A 16,898-nucleotide genomic window follows, 5' to 3' on the forward strand; every position below is an offset into this window, starting at 1 on the left:
TCGGCCTCGATCTCGTCAAAGGCGGATTCGTCGAAACCGAAACCCTCGGCCGCAGCCCCCTTGCCGTCGCCGATCCCCGCGCCGGCCTCGGCGCCGGGCGGCAGGGTGCCGGCCTCCTTGCGCTGCTTCAGCATCAGCGCGATCAGCTCGTCGGTCAGCAGAAGCTTGGCGTCGGACAGCAGCTCGAACTCCAGCCCGATGGTGTGGGTCTCGCCCTGTTCCTCGATGTTCAGCAGCACCTCATCGCCCTCGACCCCGGCCAGCACCCCCTTGAAGCGGCGGCGGCCGTCGATGGGCTGGGCGGTTTCCAGCCGCGCGTCATACCCCTCGAAGGTGGCGAAGTCCTTCAGCCGGGTCAGCGGCCGGTCGATGCCGGGGCTGGAGACCTCAAGGTGATAGGCGTCCTCGAGCGGGTCCTCGACGTCCAGCACCGCGCTGACCGCGGTCGAGATATCGGCGCAATCCTCGACGTCGATGCCGCCGTCGGGTCGGTCGGCCATGATCTGCAGCGTGGCGGTGCGCCCGCCCTGCAGGCGGATGCGCACCAGCTCATACCCCATGCCCTCGATCACCGGCTGGATGATCTCGGCCAGGCGCCGGTCGATGGCGGTCTTGGCGATAAGGTCGGTCATGGTCCGATCCCGAAAAAAGAAAACGGGCCGTCAGGGCGGCCCGTGCGTAAGTCCCGGTGGGCGAGGTTTGGACCCCCGCACCGCTGTGACCCAGCATATAGACCGCCCGGCCCCCGCTTGCAAGGCCGTCCCGCGCCTCACGTGGCTTCTTTCTGGCCCAAATACCCCGGGGGAGGCGCAAGGCGCCGGGGGCGGAGCCCCCTCTTCCGCGACGCAGCCCTCACGCCGCGGGGGTGTCGGGCTGCGGCTCGTCCTCGAGCCCCGGGGGCGATTCCCCGGCCAGGAAATTGCCGAAGCTCTGCAGCGCCGGAATATGCTCGGACAGCACCCGCACCACCACCAGCAGCGGCACCGCCACCACCATGCCGATGACCGACCACAGCCAGGCCCACAGCGCCACGGTCAGGAACACCACCACCGGGTTCAGCTGCAGCCGCCAGCTGACGAAATAGGGGGTCACGAGCTGCCCCTCGATCGCGGTCAGGCCGAAATAGGTGCCGCCGACCAGCAGCGCGGTCCAGGCGTCGTCGAACACCACCAGCGCCACCAGCGCCGCCCCCACATAGCCCAACGCCGCGCCGATATAGGGGATGTAGTTCAGCACCGCCGCCCCGATCCCCCACAGCAGCGGCGAGGGCATTCCCCAGGCCCACATCGCCAGCCCCGACACCACCCCCAGCCCGACGTTGATCACGGTGATCGTGCCCAGATAAGAGCCCAGGTTGGCCTCGATCTGGCGCAGCGCCTCATAGGCGGCGCGCTTGCGGGCCAGCGAATCGAAGCTTTGCACGATGCGCAGATAGAGCAGGTCGCCCGAGGCCAGCAGGAAGAACAGGAAGATCAGGGTGAACGCGGTCTGGCTGACGATCGCCGGGCCCAGGCTGAACAGCGTGTCGGTCAGCGACGGCCCCTCGGCCGCGGTGTGGACCTCGACCCGCAGGTCGTTGGTGACCGGGGCCTCGTTCCCGCCCTGGCGGACGGTGGACGAGGCGGTGACCGACCCCGAGGCCGTCGCCACCGCCCCCGGCGCGCCGCCGATTTCCTCTTGCGGCAGCGTCCCCCCCGCGGGGGGGACCGGCACCGGCACCGTGACCGGGACGCCGTCCACCGCCGGCGTGGTGGTGGTCGTGGTCACGCCCTCCCCGGGGTCCGAGGTGACCGAGCTGACCACCGCCCCCGGCTCGCCCCCCGACAGCTGGCTCGTGGCCTCGGCGATGCCGCGGAAGTTCTCGCGGAAATCCTCGTATTTCTGCTTGAGCTGGCGGCTGATCTGGGGCGCATCGTCGATCAACTGCCCGGCGGGGCCCGAGACGGAAAACCCGATCATGCCGATGGTGGCAAGGATCCCCAGCACCACGATGCCGGCGGTGATGCCGGGCTTGACCCCGCGCCGGTCCATCCAGCGCCGGAAGGGCACGAAGACGAAGAACAGCAGCACCCCCAGCGCCACAGGCATCAGGAACTCGCGCGCCCGTGCGATCATGTCGAAGGCCAGGATGATGAAGATGCCGATGATCGCCCAGTTCGCCGGCCGCAGCCGCCGGCGCGCCGCCAGCGGCGGAAACATCAGCCTGTCAGAGGAATCCTGCGCCATCGCCGCCTTTCCGCATACATATCGGGGCGTTGCAGGCGCCCGTGGTCCAGCGTCCAACGGCGGCGGTGCGGATTGGTTCCCCCCGGGTGGGGCGCAAGCGGGGGCGCTGCCCCCGCGGCCACTGCCGTGGCCTTCCTCGCTGAAACAGTCCATCGGACCGTCCGGCGGGAAAACAGCCTGGGGGGCTGTTCTCTGATCCGCCTCCTGTTCCGGGCGCTCGGAAGCCCCCGGATATCCGCAGCAAGATGAAAGAGCCGCAGCGGCGGACGGTGCTGGCGGCGCGGCCCCGGCGGGGGCCTGCCTCCGGCCGCTGCCGTGGCCTTCCTCGCTGAAAACAGTCATCGGCCCGTCCGGCGGGAAAACCGCCTCGAAGGCTGTTTTCTGATCCGCCTCCTGTTCCGGGCGCTCGGAAGCCCCGGGATATTTGGGACAAGATGAAAGAGCCGGGAGCGCAGAAATGCCGGACCGGCCCGGGGTGCCGGGCCGGTCGCGATGGGGCGGCGGCGCTTACAGCGGGCGGTCGCCGTTCTCGTCGATGATGCGGGTGGGCAGGCCCATCTCGCCCAGCAGTTCCAGGAACGGGCGCGCGGGCAGGTCCTCGACGTTGACCATGCGCTTCACGTCCCAGTCGCCGCGCGCGATCAGCACCGCCGCCGCGACCGGGGGCACGCCCGCGGTGTAGCTGATGCCCTGGCTGCCGACCTCGGCAAAGGCTTCCTCGTGGTCGGCGACGTTGTAGATGAACACCTCGCCCTTTTTGCCGTCGCGCGAGCCCTTGACCAGATCGCCGATGCAGGTCTTGCCGGTATAGCCCGCGGCAAGGCTGGCCGGGTCGGGCAGCACCGCCTTGACCACCTTGAGCGGCACCACCTCGAGCCCCTCGGCCGTGGTCACCGGCTGCTCGCTGAGCAGGCCGAGGTTCTTCAGCACCGTGAACACGTTGATGTAATGCTCGCCGAAGCCCATCCAGAAGCGGACGTCGGCCTGCGGATAGCGCGCGGACAGCGAGTGGATCTCGTCATGCCCGGCCAGATAGGCGGTGCGCTTGCCCACCACCGGCAGGTCCCATTCGCGGCCGATCTCGAACATCGCATTCTCGCGCCACTCACCGCCCTGCCAGGAATACACCGTGCCGGTGAACTCGCGGAAGTTGATCTCGGGGTCGAAGTTGGTGGCGAAATAGCGGCCGTGGTTGCCGGCGTTGATGTCGACGATGTCGATCTCGTCGATCTTGTCGAAATATTCGTCCTCGGCCAGCCGCGCATAAGCGTTGACCACGCCGGGATCGAACCCCGCGCCCAGGATGGCGGTGACGCCGGCCTTTTCGCAGTCCTCGCGCCGCTTCCATTCGTAGTTTTCATACCACGGCGGGGTTTCGCAGATCTTCGCCGGGTCCTCGTGGATGGCGGTGTCGATATAGGCGGCGCCGGTGTCGATGCAGCCCTGCAACACGGTCATGTTGATGAAGGGGGAACCGACGTTGATCACGATCTTCGCGCCGGTCTTGCGGATCAGCGCGGCCACGGCGGCGCTGTCCATCCCGTCCAGCGTATGGGTGGTGATGGTGCGGCCCGACGCATGGCCCTTGTCCCTGATGCTCTGGACAATGGCGTCGGCCTTGGCGCGGGTGCGGTTCGCCATGTGGATTTCGCCGAAATCATCCGCCCGCTGCGCCACCTTGTGCGCCGCGACCTGTGCGACGCCGCCGGCGCCGATGATGAGGACGTTGGGTTTTGCCACCGCAGCGGTCTCCTTTCCGGGGATCGGGCCAGGGGATCTGGCCGGGAACGGGGTCAGGACAGCGAGTCCCGATAATCTTCGTACGAGAACGAACGCACCGGGGTGATGGTCCCGTCGGGCTCGCGGATGCAGATGGCGGGCATGTCCACGCCGTTGAACCAGTTCTTCTTGACCATGGTATAGCCGCCCGCATCCTGCACGCTGATGCGGTCGCCGACCTGCAGCGGCGCGGGGAAACGCGCCTCGCCGAAGATGTCGCCGGCCAGGCAGGACTTGCCCGCGATCTGGTAGTCGTGGGCGCCCTCCTGCGGCAGGGTGGCGTTTTCGCGATAGATCAGCAGGTCGAGCATATGCGCCTCGATCGAGCTGTCCACGACGGCGATGCGCTTGCCGTTGTCGAGCAGGTCCAGCACCGTCACCTCCAGCGTGGTGGTGCCGGTGATCGCGGCCTCGCCCGGCTCCAGATAGACCTGCACCCCGAAGCGGTCGGCAAACGCCCGCAGCCGGTCGGCGAGGGCGTCCAGCGGATAGCCCTGACCCGTGAAATGGATGCCGCCGCCAAGCGACACCCAGTCGAGCTTCTTCAGGAAATCGCCGAACTCGGATTCGATCCGGTCGAGCTGGGTCGAGAACAGGGCGAAATCGTCGTTTTCGCAGTTGTAGTGGATCATCACCCCGCTGATCCGGTCCAGCGCCGATTCCAGCCGCGCCATGTCCCATTCCCCCAGCCGCGAGAACTTGCGCGCCGGGTCGGCCAGGTCGAAGCCACTGGTCGAAAACCGCGGGTTCAGCCGCAGCCCGCACGCGATCCCCTGCGCGCGGTCGGCGAAACGGTCCAGCTGGCCCAGGCTGTTGAAGATGATCTTGTCGGCATAGGACACCGCCTCGTCGATCTCGTGATCGGCCCAGGCGACGGAATAGGCGTGGGTCTCGCCCCCGAACTTTTCCCGCCCCAGCCGCAGCTCGTTCAGCGAGGACGAGGTGGTGCCGTCCATGAACCGCGACATCTGGTCGAATACCCCCCAGGTCGCAAAGCATTTCAGCGCCAGCAGGGTTTTGGCCCCCGACCGCTCGCGCAGCCGGGCCATCTTGTCCATGTTCGCCTGAAGCCGCGAGCGGTCGATCAGGTAGAACGGCGTCTGCGGGTCGGTCGGGTGGGTCATGGGTGGCGGAACCCTCGGGGCGGAAAGGGAAAGCCGGGATATAGGCAACCCGGGGCAAAGAGACAAGCAGCGCCCGGACCGGCTGCGCGGCGCCCTGTGGCGCGGGGGCATGGGTATTTGGGCCAGAAAGAAGCCGCCGGCGTTCGGGGACACGGTGGGGCTGGCGAAAGCCGCGGTTTCATCCCAGATACGTCTGACCCGAAGACAGGAGAATGCCATGACCGCCCGCGTCGAGGTCTATGCCACCCAGAGCTGCCCCTATTGCATCGCCGCCCGCGCCCTGCTGCGGGGCAAGGGCGTGGAGTATGAGCTGATCGACGTCGGCCGCGAGCCTGCCCGCCGCGCCGAGATGACCCAGCGCGCGAACGGCCGCCGCACGGTGCCGCAGATCTTCCTCGACGGGGTCGGCGTCGGGGGGTCCGACGACATCCACGCGCTGGACCGGCAGGGCAAGCTCGACCCGATGCTGGGGCTGTAAGCGATGCTGCGCGCGGCGCTGGTGCAGCTGAATGTCGGCGACGATCCGGCGGCGAATCTGCCGGGGACGCTTGCGTTTGTTGCCGAGGCCGCGCGCGGCGGCGCGCAGCTTGTGCTGACGCCCGAGGCGACCAACCTGCTGACCCCCGACCGCGAACGCCAGCGCGCGCTGCTGCGACATGAGGCCGACGACCGGACGCTGGCGGCTCTGCGCGCAGCGGCGGCGGAATGGCGGATCTGGCTGTCCATCGGCTCGCTGTCCTTGCGCCACGACGACCCGGACGAGCCGCGCTTCGTCAACCGCAGCTTCCTGATCGCCCCGGACGGGGGAATCGCCGCGCGCTATGACAAGATCCACATGTTCGATGTCGACATCGACGGCCGCGCCATCCGCGAAAGCGCGGCCTTCCGCCCCGGCGCGCGGGCGGTGCTGGCGCAAGGGCCGTGGCCGATGGGGCTGACCATCTGCTACGACATGCGCTTTCCAGCTCTCTATCGGCGGCTGGCACTGGCGGGGGCGCAGCTGCTGACCGTGCCCTCGGCCTTTCATCCCACCACCGGCGCCGCGCATTGGCACGTGCTGCTGCGTGCCCGCGCCATCGAGACCGGCTGTTTCGTGCTGGCCGCCGCCCAGACCGGCACCCACCCCGCGCCGCACAGCGAAGGGCGAGAGCCCCGCCGCAGCTACGGCCATTCGCTGGCGGTCGCGCCCTGGGGCGAGGTGCTGGCCGACGCGGGCACGGCGCCGGGGGTGACGCTGGTCGATCTCGACCCCGCCCGCGTAGAGGACGCCCGCGCCCGCATCCCGGCGTGGCGGCACGATCCGGTGATCTGGGGACCATGAGCGACGATCTCGACACCATCCCGGCGCTGGCCGCGAGCCTGTTTGCCGAGCTGCTGGCCAGCGAGCAGCTGGCGCGGGCGCTGGTCACCCGCAGCCTGCCCGGCGGGATGCAGCTGTCGCATTTCTCGGTGCTGAACCTGCTGGCGCATCTGAACGAGGAACGCACCCCCGCCCAGCTGGCCGAGGCGTTCCACGTCAACCGCAGCGCCATGAGCAACACGATTTCCCGGCTGGAATGGGCGGGGCATGTCCATGTCCGCCCCGACTGGGACGACGCGCGGCGCAAGTGGGTGGCGATCAGCCCCGCCGGACGGGCGGCGCGCGATGCGGCGCTGGCGGCGTTCCTGCCGCGGATCTCGACCATCGTGCGCGATCTGGGCGCGCCGGAGGTGCGCCGCGCCCTGCCCGTCCTGCGCCGCCTGCGCGAGCGGCTCGAGGACGAGAGCTAGCGCCGGATCCCGGTCATCAGATAGTTCACCGCCAGGTCGCGGGGCGACAGTGACCAGCTCCACCCCAGCGGGTTGAACACCATGCCGGCGCGGTCCACCACCGGCGCGCCGGCCGCGTCGAACATCGCCGCCAGCTCGTCGGGGCGGATGAAGCGGCGCCAGTCGTGGGTGCCGCGCGGCAGCCAGCGCATGATCCATTCCGCCCCCACGATGGCGGCGGCAAAGCTTTGCGGGGTGCGGTTCACGGTCGAGGCGATCAGCACCCCGCCCGGCCGCAGCAGCCGGGCGCAGGTGGCGATGAAATCTGCGGGGTCGGCGACATGCTCGACGATTTCCAGCGCCAGCACCACGTCGTAGCCGCCGCCCTCTGCCAGCAGCGATTCGGCGGTGGTGGCGCGATAGTCGATCTGCAGCCCCGACTGCTCGGCATGAAGCCGGGCGATCTCGATGTTTTCCGCGGCCGCGTCGGCGCCGGTGACCTGCGCCCCCAGCCGCGCCATCGGTTCCGACACCAGCCCGCCGCCGCAGCCGATGTCCAGCAGCCGCAGCCCGTCCAGCGGGCGCAGGCTGCTGCGGTCGCGGGCGAATTCGGCGGCGATCTGGGTGACGATGTATTCCAGCCGCAGCGGGTTCAGCATGTGCAGCGGCTTGAACTTGCCGGCGGGGTCCCACCATTCCGCGGCCATCGCCTGGAACTTGGCGACCTCGGCCCGGTCGATGCTGCTGTGCGCGGTGGTCATGGCCCATCTCCTTCGGGGACCGATTGGCGTCGGCCCGGCGCAGGGTGTATAGCGGAAACATGGACCGCTTGGCAGACCGAAACGCCGCATCATCGTCGCAGGGGCGGCTTTATCCGCAGGTCGAGCCGTTCGACCAGCGCCTGATCGCGCGCGACAACGGCCACCACATCCATGTCGAGCAATGCGGCAACCCCGAGGGGCGGCCGGTGATCGTGCTGCACGGGGGCCCGGGCGGCGGCACCAGCCCGGTGATGCGGCGTTTCTTCGACCCGGCGCATTGGCGGGTGGTGCTGTTCGACCAGCGCGGCTGCGGCCGTTCGCGCCCGCAGGCGTCGGTGGTGGCCAACACCACTGCGCATCTGATCTCGGACATCGACGCGATCCGGCAGGCGCTGGCGCTGCCGCCGGCGGTGCTGTTCGGCGGCTCATGGGGCGCGACGCTGGCGCTGGCCTATGCGCAGGCCCGGCCCGAGGCGGTGTCGGCGCTGGTGCTGCGCGGCGTGTTCCTGGGACGGCAGAGCGAGCTTGACTGGTTCTATGGCGGCGGCGCCGGGCGGTTCTGGCCCGACCTCTGGGAACGCTTCGTCGCACCGATCCCGCCCGAGGAACGCGGCGACCTGATCGCCGCCTATCACCGCCGGCTGTTCAGCGGCGACGAGCCGACCGAGACCCGCCACGCCATCCCCTGGCTGGCTTGGGAAAACGCGCTGGCCGGGCTGGACACCCCGACCACCAGCCACATTCCGCCGGCCTATGCCCGCGCCTTCGCCCGGCTGGAAAATCACTATTTCGCGCATCAATGCTTTCTGGAACCCGAGCAGCTGCTGCGCGACCGCCACCGCATCGAGCACCTGCCGGCAGCGATCGTGCAGGGCCGCTACGACATGGTCTGCCCGCCGCAAAGCGCATGGGAACTGGCGCGCGGCTGGCCGGGGGCGGAACTGCGCATGGTCCCCGCCTCGGGCCACGCCCTGACCGAACCCCGCATCGCCGCCGAGCTGGTGCGGGTCATGGATGCGATGGCGGCGGCAGGCTGAGCCGCCCCCTGAGCCGCGCGGCCGGACCGGGGCGCTGCCCCGGGCCACTGCCGTGGCCTTCCTCGCTGAAAACGGTCCGCAGGACCGTTTTCCGGGCGCTCGGAAGCCCGGGATATTTCCAACCGCCCGAAGCGGGAACAAAGCGCCGCAAGTTCTTCCTTGCGCAAATATCCCCGAAGGCTTCCGAGCGCCCGGAACAGGAGGCGGACCAGAAAACAGCCCGCAAGGCTGTTTTCCCGCGGGATGGTCCGGTGAACCGTTTTCAGCGAGGAAGGCCGCGGCAGCGGCCGGGGGTGGAAAACCCCCGTTGCGGCCGTGCCGCCGGAAGCTCAGCTGCCCTTGGGCTTCTGCCGGTCCTTGTGCTTGGCCAGCGCCCCGGTGGGCCGCTTGTTCGAGCGGTCCTTGTACGGGTTCTTGGTCCCCTGGTCGCGAAAGCTCAGCCGGATCGGCGTGCCGGGCAGGTCGAAATCCGCCCGCAGCCCGTTGACCAGATAGCGCCGATAGGCCTCGGGCAGCTGATCGGTGTGCGTCGCCATCACCACGAAGCCCGGCGGCCTTGTCTTCACTTGCGTCATGTAGCGCAGGCGGATGCGGCGGCCACCCGGGGCCGGTGGCGGGTGCGCCTCGGTCATCGCGCTCAGCCACTGGTTCAGCCGTGCGGTGGGGACGCGGCGGTTCCAGACCTCATGCGCGCGCAGGATTGCGGCGTGCAGCCGGTCCAGCCCCTTGCCGGTGCGGGCCGAGACGGTGACCAGTGGCGCGCCTTTCAGCTGCGGCAGCAGCCGCTCGAAGGCCTCGCGCAGCTCGTTGAGCTTGTGCGGCTTGTCCTCTTCCAAGTCCCATTTGTTGGCGGCGACCACCACGGCGCGGCCCTCGGTTTCCGCGAAATCGGCGATGCGCAGGTCCTGCTGCTCGAAGGGGATCGCCACGTCCAGCAGCACCACCACCACCTCGGCAAACCGCACCGCCCGCAAGCCGTCGGCAACCGAGAGCTTTTCCACCTTGTCGGTGATCCGCGATTTCCGCCGCATCCCCGCGGTATCGAAGATGCGGGTCGGAGTGCCCATGAACTCGGTCCGCACCGAGATCGAATCGCGGGTGATCCCGGCCTCGGGGCCGGTCAGCAGCCGGTCCTCGCCGATGATCTTGTTGATCAGCGTCGATTTCCCAGCATTCGGCCGCCCGATCACCGCGATCTGCAGGGGGCGGGCGGCGCTGGGGCGCCAGTCCTCGGCGCCCTCGCCCGATTCGGCCTCGGCCTCGCTCAACGTCACCTCGACGGCGGGGGCGATGGGGGCGGGGCGTTCGCTTTCCACGATCTCGGAGAGGGGCTTCAGGACGCGGTAGAGATCCTCCATCCCCTCGCCATGCTCGGCCGAGATCTGGAGCGGCTCGCCCAGACCCAGCGCCCAGCCCTCGGCGGCGCCGGCTTCCCCTGCAGCGCCCTCGGCCTTGTTGGCGGCCAGGATCACGTGTTTGGCGCGCTTGCGCAGGATATCGGCGAAATATTCGTCGGCGGCGGTCACGCCGACGCGGGCGTCGATCACGAACAGGCAGATGTCGGATTCGTCGACCGCGCGTTCGGTCAGCCGCCGCATCCTTCCTTGCAGGCTGTCGTCCTCGACCATTTCCAGCCCGGCGCTGTCGATCACGACAAAGCGCAGATCGCCCAGCCGTGCGTCGCCTTCGCGCAGGTCGCGGGTGACGCCGGGCTGGTCATCGACCAGCGCCAGCCGCTTGCCGACCAGGCGGTTGAACAGGGTGGACTTGCCGACATTCGGGCGCCCGACGATGGCGAGGGTAAAGCTCATCAGCGATAGGCGTGCAGATGGCCGTCCTGGCCGGTGACGTAAAGCGTGCCGCCCGACACGACCGGCGCGGTCGCCGCACCGCCGGGGATCGCCGCCTGCCCGACCAGCCCGCCCGAGCGCGGGTCGAAGGCGCGCAGATAGCCGTCGGACGAGGCGACGAACAGCCGCCCCCCTGCCAGCACCGGCCCGTAATGCGCATGGATCGCGGCCTGTTTCCTGGTCTTCTGCTCGACGAACAGCGGCAGGGGCGTGGCAAAGATGCGCCCGCCGGTCTGCGCGTCCAGCCGCACCAGCTCGGCCTGGTCGTTCACCGCAAAGACCGAGCCGCCGGCCAGCACCACCGGGCTGTTGGCGCCGTCGCGGCCCGACCACAGCACCGCGCCGCTGTCGCGGTCAAAGGCGTTGATCCGCCCCGAGGACGAGCCCGCCAGCACCACGTTCCCCGCAATCACCGGGTCGCCGGTCAGGTCGCGGATAAAGGCGATGGCCCGGCCCAGCCGCGAGCCGGCGACCTGCGCGCTCCACCGTTCGGCGCCGGTGGCGGTGTCCACGGCCAGCAGCTGCCCCGAGGCGAAGGGGAAGATCACCTGCCCACCTGCCACCGCCGGGGCCGAGACCCCGGTCACGCCCGAGGGCGCCGAGATGCCGGAAACCGTCCACAGAACCTTGCCGTCCTCGGCCCGCACCGCCCAGCCGGTGGCGTTGCGCGCCGCGACATAGACCACCCCGCCCGCGGCCGTGGGGGCGCCGCCGATCGGCGCCTGCACGCGCTGGCGCCACAGCACCCGGCCGCTGGCCGCGTCCAGCGCCACCAGCTCGCCATAGCCGGTGGTCACGAAGACCCGGCCGGCTTCATAGGAAATGCCGCCGCCCGACACCCCGTCGCCGCTTTCGGCCGCGGGGCGCAGATCGGCGATCCACGCGGTGCCGCCCGACAGCGCGGTGGCCACCACCTGCGCGCGGCTGTCCAGCGTGAAGACGCGCCCCCCCGCCACCACCGGGTCGGCGGTGATACGGTGGCGCTTGCCCGAGGGCTGGCCGATCGGCGCCGACCAGATCCGCTGCAGCCCGCCGCCCGCCAGCGCCGCGTGCGGCATCAGATGCGCCGCATTCGCCGCCCGCGTGGTCCATTCGGTCGAGACCGGCGCCGCTAGGTTCAGCGCGGTCGAGGTCACGCCCGGCTCGCCCAGCACCGCCGGGCCTTCGGCCGAGGCGATGTCGCGGGGGTCGAGCCGCTCGCCGGTCAGGATCACTTCGCGCGGGGCACAGGCCGACAGCGCGGCGACGGCGACCATGGGGGCGATCAGGGGCAGCAGCGCGTTCAGTCTGGACATCTGTGGCTCCGGTGCGGTGCAGGCGGTGGGTCGGCGGTCAGGGGTCGGCAGAGGCTCAGTCCTCGTCGGCGGGCTGGACCACCTCGGGGGCGAGCGTGGGGTCGGGGGCGGTCTGGCTGGCGGCCTCGGGGTCGGGGTCGGCGCCCAGCGTCACCAGATGGTCGGCCAGGCGCTGGCGCATCTGCGGGCTCAGCCCGTTCATCTTCTGGATCTGGCGGATCAGGGTGACGGCATCCTGGCTGCGCCCGGCCCCCGACAGCGCCACGGCCTTGAGCTCGAGCGCGATCATCTCGAACGGGGCGCCGGGGGCCGACAGCCGCGACAGCGCCGCGTCGCGGGCGGCGGGGTCCATGTCGGGGCCCTGCGCGATCACCGATTTCAGCGCCGCGAGGTCGCGAATCACCACGTCGCCGCCGGCGGCGGTGGCGGCGGTGTCATAGCGCTGCGCGGCAGCGGCGATGTCGCCGGCCTCGACCAGCGCATTCCCGGCCAGGATGTCGCGCAGCACCGCCTGGCGCGGGTTGTCCGCCGCTACCGCGGCGATGGCGGCGGCGCGGGCGGCGGCATCCTCGCCCGCCGATTGCGCGGCCAGGATCGCATCGCCGAACGCCTGCGCCGAGGCGGTGTCGCGGGCGCGGTCGTATTCGCGCCACGCCGCGCCCCCCACCAGCGCCACCACCAGCAGCCCCGCGACCCAGCCATAGCGGCGCATCATCTGGAACAGCCGGTCCCGGCGCAGATCCTCGGTCACCTCGTCGATGAAATGGTCGTTCTGGTTCGCCATGAAGGGTCCGCGCCTGCCTTGATCCGGTTTTTGCCCTTCTACACATGCGGCCGGGGGTTTGCCAACGCCCGCGCGGCAGTACCGGCAGCAGCACCGGCACCGGCAGGGCGGCGCGCGGGGCAGCAGGCAGGCCGGTGGAACCCTATCCGCTTGACCCGCGTTCGGCCGGCAGCGAGACTGCCCGCCGGCTGGACGAGCCACGCTCTAGGCTCTGCCCGAAACCCATTGAAAGGATTGAGACCCATGGCTTTCACTTTGCCCGATCTGCCCTATGCCCACGACGCTCTGGCCGGCGGCGGCATGTCGCGGGAAACCCTGGAATACCACCATGACAAGCACCACAAGGCCTATGTCGACAAGCTCAACGAGCTGATCGCCGGGACCGAGTGGGAAAACGCCTCGCTCGAAGACATCGTGCGCGGCAACTACAAGGACGGCGCGGTCGCCCAGAACGGCATCTTCAACAACGCCAGCCAGCACTGGAACCACGCGCAGTTCTGGGAAATGATGACCCCCACCCCCGGCGCCATCCCCGGAGAGCTGGAAAAGGCACTGACCGAAAGCTTTGGCTCGGTCGACGACTTCAAGAAGAAATTCGCCGAGGCCGGCGCCGGCCAGTTCGGCTCGGGCTGGGCCTGGCTGGTCAAGGACCAGGACGGCAGCCTGAAGGTCACCAAGACCGAGAACGGTGTGAACCCGCTGTGCTTCGGCCAGACCGCGCTGCTGGGCTGCGACGTGTGGGAGCACAGCTACTACATCGACTTCCGCAACGCCCGCCCGAAATACCTGGAGAACTTTCTGGGCAAGCTGGTGAACTGGGAAAACGTCGCCGCGCGGATGTGATCGCGCGGGATTGAAGACGTGATTGCGAGGGCCCGCCGCGACCGGCGGGCCCTTTGCTTTCGGCGCCGCCGGAGCGGGGGTTTCCACCCCATCGTCGTATACGACGATCCCCGGAGGATATCTTGGCACCAAAGACGATCGGGAGGGGCGCCGGATCCGCACTGGCCCCGCCAGCGGCGGTGCGGGGCCAGGAGGCTGCGGCAGCGCCCCGACCCGGGATCACTCCGCCGGAGCAGGGGCGGCAGGGGCGGGCTCGACCGGCACGACGGCGGGGGGCACCTCGGTGCCTTCCGGGGCGCCGGGGCGCAGCCCGTCGCCGGTGACGCCGGCCGGGGCGCCCTCGATGCCCAGCGCGGCCGGGCTGTCGGGGGTCGGCACCGGCCTCTGGATCGGGACGAGCATGAAGAACAGCACCGCGGCCAGGATGACGGCGGCAACGCCGAGAATGAGGGGCCAGATGCCGATGCCGGAAGTTTCGCGGGGTAAAGCCATTGGAAGCACCTTTGGAACAGATCCGTGCCCGCGCCGGATCGTCCGGTGCGGGCCACCGTGGGACTGTCCCAACGCCGCGACCCGCGCCGCGGTTTCGGCTCGCATCGCGGGGGCGTTGCCGCCCCCGCGCCGGGAATCAGTTGCCGGTGGTCTCGGCGTCGGCTGCCGGCTCGACCTCGACCGCCGGGGTCTCTGCCTCGGCGGCATCGTCGGCCGCGTCGTCGGCAACGTCGGCAGCGTCGTCAGCGTCATCGGCCGCGTCGTCCGTCACAGGCTCGACGGTGACGGGCGCGGCGGCCGGGGCGTCGGCGGCAGGCGCCTCTACGGCAGGGGCTTCCACGACCGGGGCGGTCTCGACCGAGACATCGCCCGCCGGGGTCGGTGCATCCGAACCGAAATACCAGAAGGCCGCCGCCGCCGCGACGACCACCGCGCCGACGATGTACCACAGGTTCTTGCTTTCGTTGGTCGAGGCCATTTCAATTACTCCGTTGATATGGCCCGACTCATACGCTGCGGCGCAGCAATATCAAGCGCCATCAGCGCGATAGTCGCCGCGCTGCGGTTTTTCACCGCGGAAACCGCCCGCACCCGGCCCGGCCCCACGCGCGCGTGAACTGCCTGCGGCCTCGCGGCGCTTTCGCCCGGCGGCGAAACTGCCTATCACCCCGGGGACACAAGCGAGGCGGCGATGTTCTGGATCATTTCGGCGGCAATGACCTTGGTGGTGGCGGGGGCGATCCTGCGGCCGTTCCTGCGTGGCGGACAGGCCCGGGCCATTCCCGCCGCCGCCTATGACCTGGGGGTCTATCGCGATCAGCTGCGCGAGGTCGACCGCGACGTGAAGCGCGGCGTGCTGACCGAGGCCGAGGCCGGGCGGCTGCGCACCGAGATCGGGCGCAAGATCCTCGACGCCGACCGGGCGCTGAGCCGCCATGCGGCGGGCGACGGCCCGGCGGCGCGGCCGTGGCTGGCGGTGGCGCTGCTGGTGCTGGCGGTGGCCGCCAGCGCCGCGGTCTACTGGCGCGAGGGCAGCCCGCGGATGCCGGACGTGCCGTTGAAGGGCCGCATCGCCGCCGCCGACGCAAGGCTTGCCGCCCTGCCCGCGCAGGCCGAGCTGGAAGCGCGGGCCCCCGTGCGCGAGCCGCCGGTCGCCGACCCCGAATATGCGCAGCTGATCGAGAAGCTGCGCGAGGCCGTGGCGCGCAACCCCGACGACCAGCAGGGGCTGGAGCTGCTGGCCGAGCACGAGGCGCGGCTGGGCAACATCGCCGCCGCGACCGAGGCGCAGACCCGGCTGATCGCCCTGCGCGGCGACGCGGCCGAGCCCTTCGACCACGCACGGCTGGCGCTGCTGCGGGTCGAGGCGGCGGGGGGCGTGGTCTCGGCCGAGGCCGCCGCCGAGGTGGCGACCGCGCTGCGCCTGGACCCGCGGCTGCCGCAGGCCCGCTATCTGCAGGGGCTGGCCTATGCGCAGAACGACCGGCCTGACCTGGCCTTCGAGCTGTGGCGCGACCTGCTGGAAACCTCGCCCCCCGGCGCGCCCTGGAGCCTGACCATCCGCCAGCTGATCCCCGAGCTGGCCTGGTTCGCCGGCCATCCCGAATACCGCCCGCCGGAAGCGGCCGCGCCGGGGATGCCCGCCCTGCCCGGCCCCGATGCCGACGCCATGGCCGCCGCCGGCGAGATGAGCGCCGAGGAACGCGAGCAGATGGTCCGCGGCATGGTCGCCAACCTGGAAACCCGGCTGGCGACCGAGGGCGGCACCCCCGAGGAATGGGCGCGGCTGATCACCTCGCTGGTGCGGATCGGCGACGTTTCCCATGCGCAGGAGATCCTGGCCGAGGCACGGGCGCGCTTCGGCGCCACCCCGGAAGCCGCCGCGGTGATCGAGGCCGCCGCGGCCGAGGTCGGGCTGGACGGCAACGCCGAGGCGGGCGCAGACGCCGGACCAGCGGCCGCACCCACCCCCGCCGCCGCGGCGGCAGCCGAATGATCTGCGAGCGGATCGAGGATTTCGCCGCCGCCCTGCCCCGCACCGGCGCCATCGCCGGGCTGGACCTGGGGACCAAGACCATCGGCGTGGCGGTCAGCGACGGGCTGCGCAGCGTCGCCTCGCCGCTGACGGTGATCCGGCGGCAGAAATTCACCCTGGACGCCGCCGAGCTGCTGCGCATCGCCGCCGAGCGCGGGCTGGCCGGGCTGGTGCTGGGCCTGCCGCGCAACATGGACGGCACCGAAGGTGCGCGCGCGCAATCCACCCGCGCCTTTGCCCGCAACCTGGAACGGCTGACCCCCCTGCCGCTGGCGTTCTGGGACGAGCGCCTGTCCACCGTCGCCGCCGAACGCGCCCTGCTCGAGGCCGACGCCTCGCGCCGCAAGCGCGCCGAGGTGATCGATCAGGTGGCCGCCGCCTATATCCTGCAAGGCGCGCTGGACCGGCTGGGCTATCTGGAATGAGCGTCGAAAGCCCCTGCCTCAACATCTGCACGCTCGACCGCGACACGAGGATCTGCACCGCCTGCCTGCGCACGCTGGAGGAAATCGGCGGCTGGAGCCGGATGAGCGACGCCGAAAAACGCCGCGTGCTGGACCGCATCGCTGCGGAAGCTCGCTGAGCCCGCACGCGCTGCCGCAAGCGGGGGCCAGCCCCCGCACCCCCGGGATATTTCAGAACCGCCCGAAGATCAGGCGACGCGCTGCTGCGTTCCTCGCTGAAAGCACTCCTCGGGCTGTTTTCCAGCCGTGCCCCAGCCGGGATATTCCAGAAGATGAATTGGTTGGGACGCGGCGCGGCGCTCTCTCCTTCGGACGGTTCTTGAATATCCCGGGCTTCCGAGCCCGGAAAATGGTCCGGTGGATAATTTTCAGCGAGGAAGGCCGCGGCCCGGGGCAGAGCCCGGTCCGAGCGCCCGGAACAGCAAGCGGATCAGGACGCGGCCCCCGAGCCTGTCTCCC

17 protein-coding genes and 1 pseudogene are annotated in these 16,898 nt (G+C 70.4%); 8 read left to right on the plus strand and 10 right to left on the minus strand.

Going from position 1 to position 16,898, the window contains the following annotated elements; genetic code table 11:
* Window positions 1-101: 101 nt before the first annotated feature.
* From rimP to BUB57_RS04440, 4 genes and pseudogenes are all read right to left on the minus strand, one after another.
* Window positions 102-632, minus strand: a pseudogene (gene rimP / locus BUB57_RS04425) (ribosome maturation factor RimP); the annotation flags it as partial.
* Between the two features lie 220 nt (window positions 633-852).
* A complete protein-coding gene (locus tag BUB57_RS04430) occupies window positions 853-2,226 on the minus strand; it encodes an AI-2E family transporter (RefSeq protein ID WP_159435551.1) in 1,374 nt (457 codons plus the stop codon).
* 507 nt (window positions 2,227-2,733) lie between these two features.
* The gene (locus BUB57_RS04435) at window positions 2,734-3,966 is read right to left on the minus strand and encodes a saccharopine dehydrogenase family protein (RefSeq protein WP_073062766.1); all 1,233 of its coding nucleotides are present in this window, start codon (window positions 3,964-3,966) and stop codon (window positions 2,734-2,736) included.
* A gap of 53 nt (window positions 3,967-4,019) precedes the next feature.
* Window positions 4,020-5,129, minus strand: coding sequence for a carboxynorspermidine decarboxylase (locus BUB57_RS04440; protein ID WP_073062769.1), 1,110 nt, complete (start codon window positions 5,127-5,129; stop codon window positions 4,020-4,022).
* Between the two features lie 217 nt (window positions 5,130-5,346).
* On the opposite strand from BUB57_RS04440, the gene grxC reads away from it, so the two are divergent.
* The 3 genes from grxC to BUB57_RS04455 are packed head-to-tail and all read left to right on the plus strand — an operon-like array spanning window position 5,347 to window position 6,899.
* Window positions 5,347-5,607, plus strand: coding sequence for a glutaredoxin 3 (gene grxC / locus BUB57_RS04445; RefSeq protein ID WP_073062772.1), 261 nt, complete (start codon window positions 5,347-5,349; stop codon window positions 5,605-5,607).
* 6 nt (window positions 5,608-5,613) lie between these two features.
* Window positions 5,614-6,450 carry a carbon-nitrogen hydrolase family protein gene (locus tag BUB57_RS04450; RefSeq protein WP_073063639.1) on the plus strand — a complete coding sequence of 279 codons (837 nt, stop codon included), beginning with the start codon at window positions 5,614-5,616 and terminating at the stop codon, window positions 6,448-6,450.
* On the plus strand, window positions 6,447-6,899 hold the full coding sequence (locus BUB57_RS04455) for a MarR family winged helix-turn-helix transcriptional regulator (RefSeq protein ID WP_073062777.1): 453 nt from the start codon (window positions 6,447-6,449) through the stop codon (window positions 6,897-6,899). The genes BUB57_RS04450 and BUB57_RS04455 overlap by 4 nt, the downstream gene beginning before the upstream one ends.
* Here the strand turns inward: BUB57_RS04455 and ubiG are convergent.
* Window positions 6,896-7,639, minus strand: a complete 744-nt coding sequence (ubiG, locus tag BUB57_RS04460; RefSeq protein ID WP_073062780.1) for a bifunctional 2-polyprenyl-6-hydroxyphenol methylase/3-demethylubiquinol 3-O-methyltransferase UbiG — start codon at window positions 7,637-7,639, stop codon at window positions 6,896-6,898. The two genes, BUB57_RS04455 and ubiG, sit on opposite strands and share 4 nt — an antisense overlap.
* Before the next feature lie 59 nt (window positions 7,640-7,698).
* Between ubiG and pip the strand changes: the two genes are divergently transcribed.
* Window positions 7,699-8,676, plus strand: coding sequence for a prolyl aminopeptidase (gene pip / locus BUB57_RS04465; protein ID WP_073062783.1), 978 nt, complete (start codon window positions 7,699-7,701; stop codon window positions 8,674-8,676).
* A 329-nt stretch (window positions 8,677-9,005) separates the two neighbouring features.
* Here the strand turns inward: pip and der are convergent, their stop codons facing one another.
* From der to BUB57_RS04480, 3 genes are read right to left on the minus strand one after another with little or no spacing between them, the layout of a single operon-like run.
* Window positions 9,006-10,487, minus strand: coding sequence for a ribosome biogenesis GTPase Der (gene der, locus BUB57_RS04470; protein WP_073062787.1), 1,482 nt, complete (start codon window positions 10,485-10,487; stop codon window positions 9,006-9,008).
* Window positions 10,487-11,821: an outer membrane protein assembly factor BamB family protein gene (locus BUB57_RS04475; RefSeq protein ID WP_073062790.1), complete on the minus strand. Its 1,335-nt coding sequence runs from the start codon at window positions 11,819-11,821 to the stop codon at window positions 10,487-10,489. Before BUB57_RS04475 ends, der begins: the two co-directional genes overlap by 1 nt.
* Window positions 11,822-11,876: 55 nt before the next feature.
* Complete coding sequence (locus BUB57_RS04480) at window positions 11,877-12,605, minus strand: tetratricopeptide repeat protein (RefSeq protein ID WP_073062794.1); 729 nt, start codon at window positions 12,603-12,605, stop codon at window positions 11,877-11,879.
* Window positions 12,606-12,848: 243 nt separating this feature from the next.
* On the opposite strand from BUB57_RS04480, the gene BUB57_RS04485 reads away from it, so the two are divergent.
* Window positions 12,849-13,448 carry a superoxide dismutase gene (locus BUB57_RS04485; protein ID WP_073062797.1) on the plus strand — a complete coding sequence of 200 codons (600 nt, stop codon included), beginning with the start codon at window positions 12,849-12,851 and terminating at the stop codon, window positions 13,446-13,448.
* 219 nt (window positions 13,449-13,667) lie between these two features.
* Here the strand turns inward: BUB57_RS04485 and BUB57_RS04490 are convergent, their stop codons facing one another.
* Window positions 13,668-13,940: a hypothetical protein gene (locus BUB57_RS04490; RefSeq protein ID WP_073062799.1), complete on the minus strand. Its 273-nt coding sequence runs from the start codon at window positions 13,938-13,940 to the stop codon at window positions 13,668-13,670.
* Window positions 13,941-14,076: 136 nt separating this feature from the next.
* Entirely contained in the window at window positions 14,077-14,418 is a 342-nt protein-coding gene (locus BUB57_RS04495; RefSeq protein ID WP_073062802.1) for a hypothetical protein, read from the minus strand.
* A 213-nt stretch (window positions 14,419-14,631) separates the two neighbouring features.
* On the opposite strand from BUB57_RS04495, the gene ccmI reads away from it, so the two are divergent.
* Genes ccmI through BUB57_RS04510 form a run of 3 tightly spaced genes read left to right on the plus strand, consistent with a single transcriptional unit; the run spans window position 14,632 to window position 16,558 of the window.
* Complete coding sequence (gene ccmI, locus BUB57_RS04500; RefSeq protein ID WP_073062805.1) at window positions 14,632-15,936, plus strand: c-type cytochrome biogenesis protein CcmI; 1,305 nt, start codon at window positions 14,632-14,634, stop codon at window positions 15,934-15,936.
* Entirely contained in the window at window positions 15,933-16,400 is a 468-nt protein-coding gene (gene ruvX / locus BUB57_RS04505) for a Holliday junction resolvase RuvX (RefSeq protein WP_073062808.1), read from the plus strand. The genes ccmI and ruvX overlap by 4 nt, the downstream gene beginning before the upstream one ends.
* On the plus strand, window positions 16,397-16,558 hold the full coding sequence (locus BUB57_RS04510; protein ID WP_073062809.1) for a DUF1289 domain-containing protein: 162 nt from the start codon (window positions 16,397-16,399) through the stop codon (window positions 16,556-16,558). Before ruvX ends, BUB57_RS04510 begins: the two co-directional genes overlap by 4 nt.
* The last annotated feature ends 340 nt before the right edge of the window (window positions 16,559-16,898 follow it).

It is taken from the genome of Paracoccus solventivorans (genome assembly GCF_900142875.1).
Taxonomy (GTDB): domain Bacteria; phylum Pseudomonadota; class Alphaproteobacteria; order Rhodobacterales; family Rhodobacteraceae; genus Paracoccus; species Paracoccus solventivorans.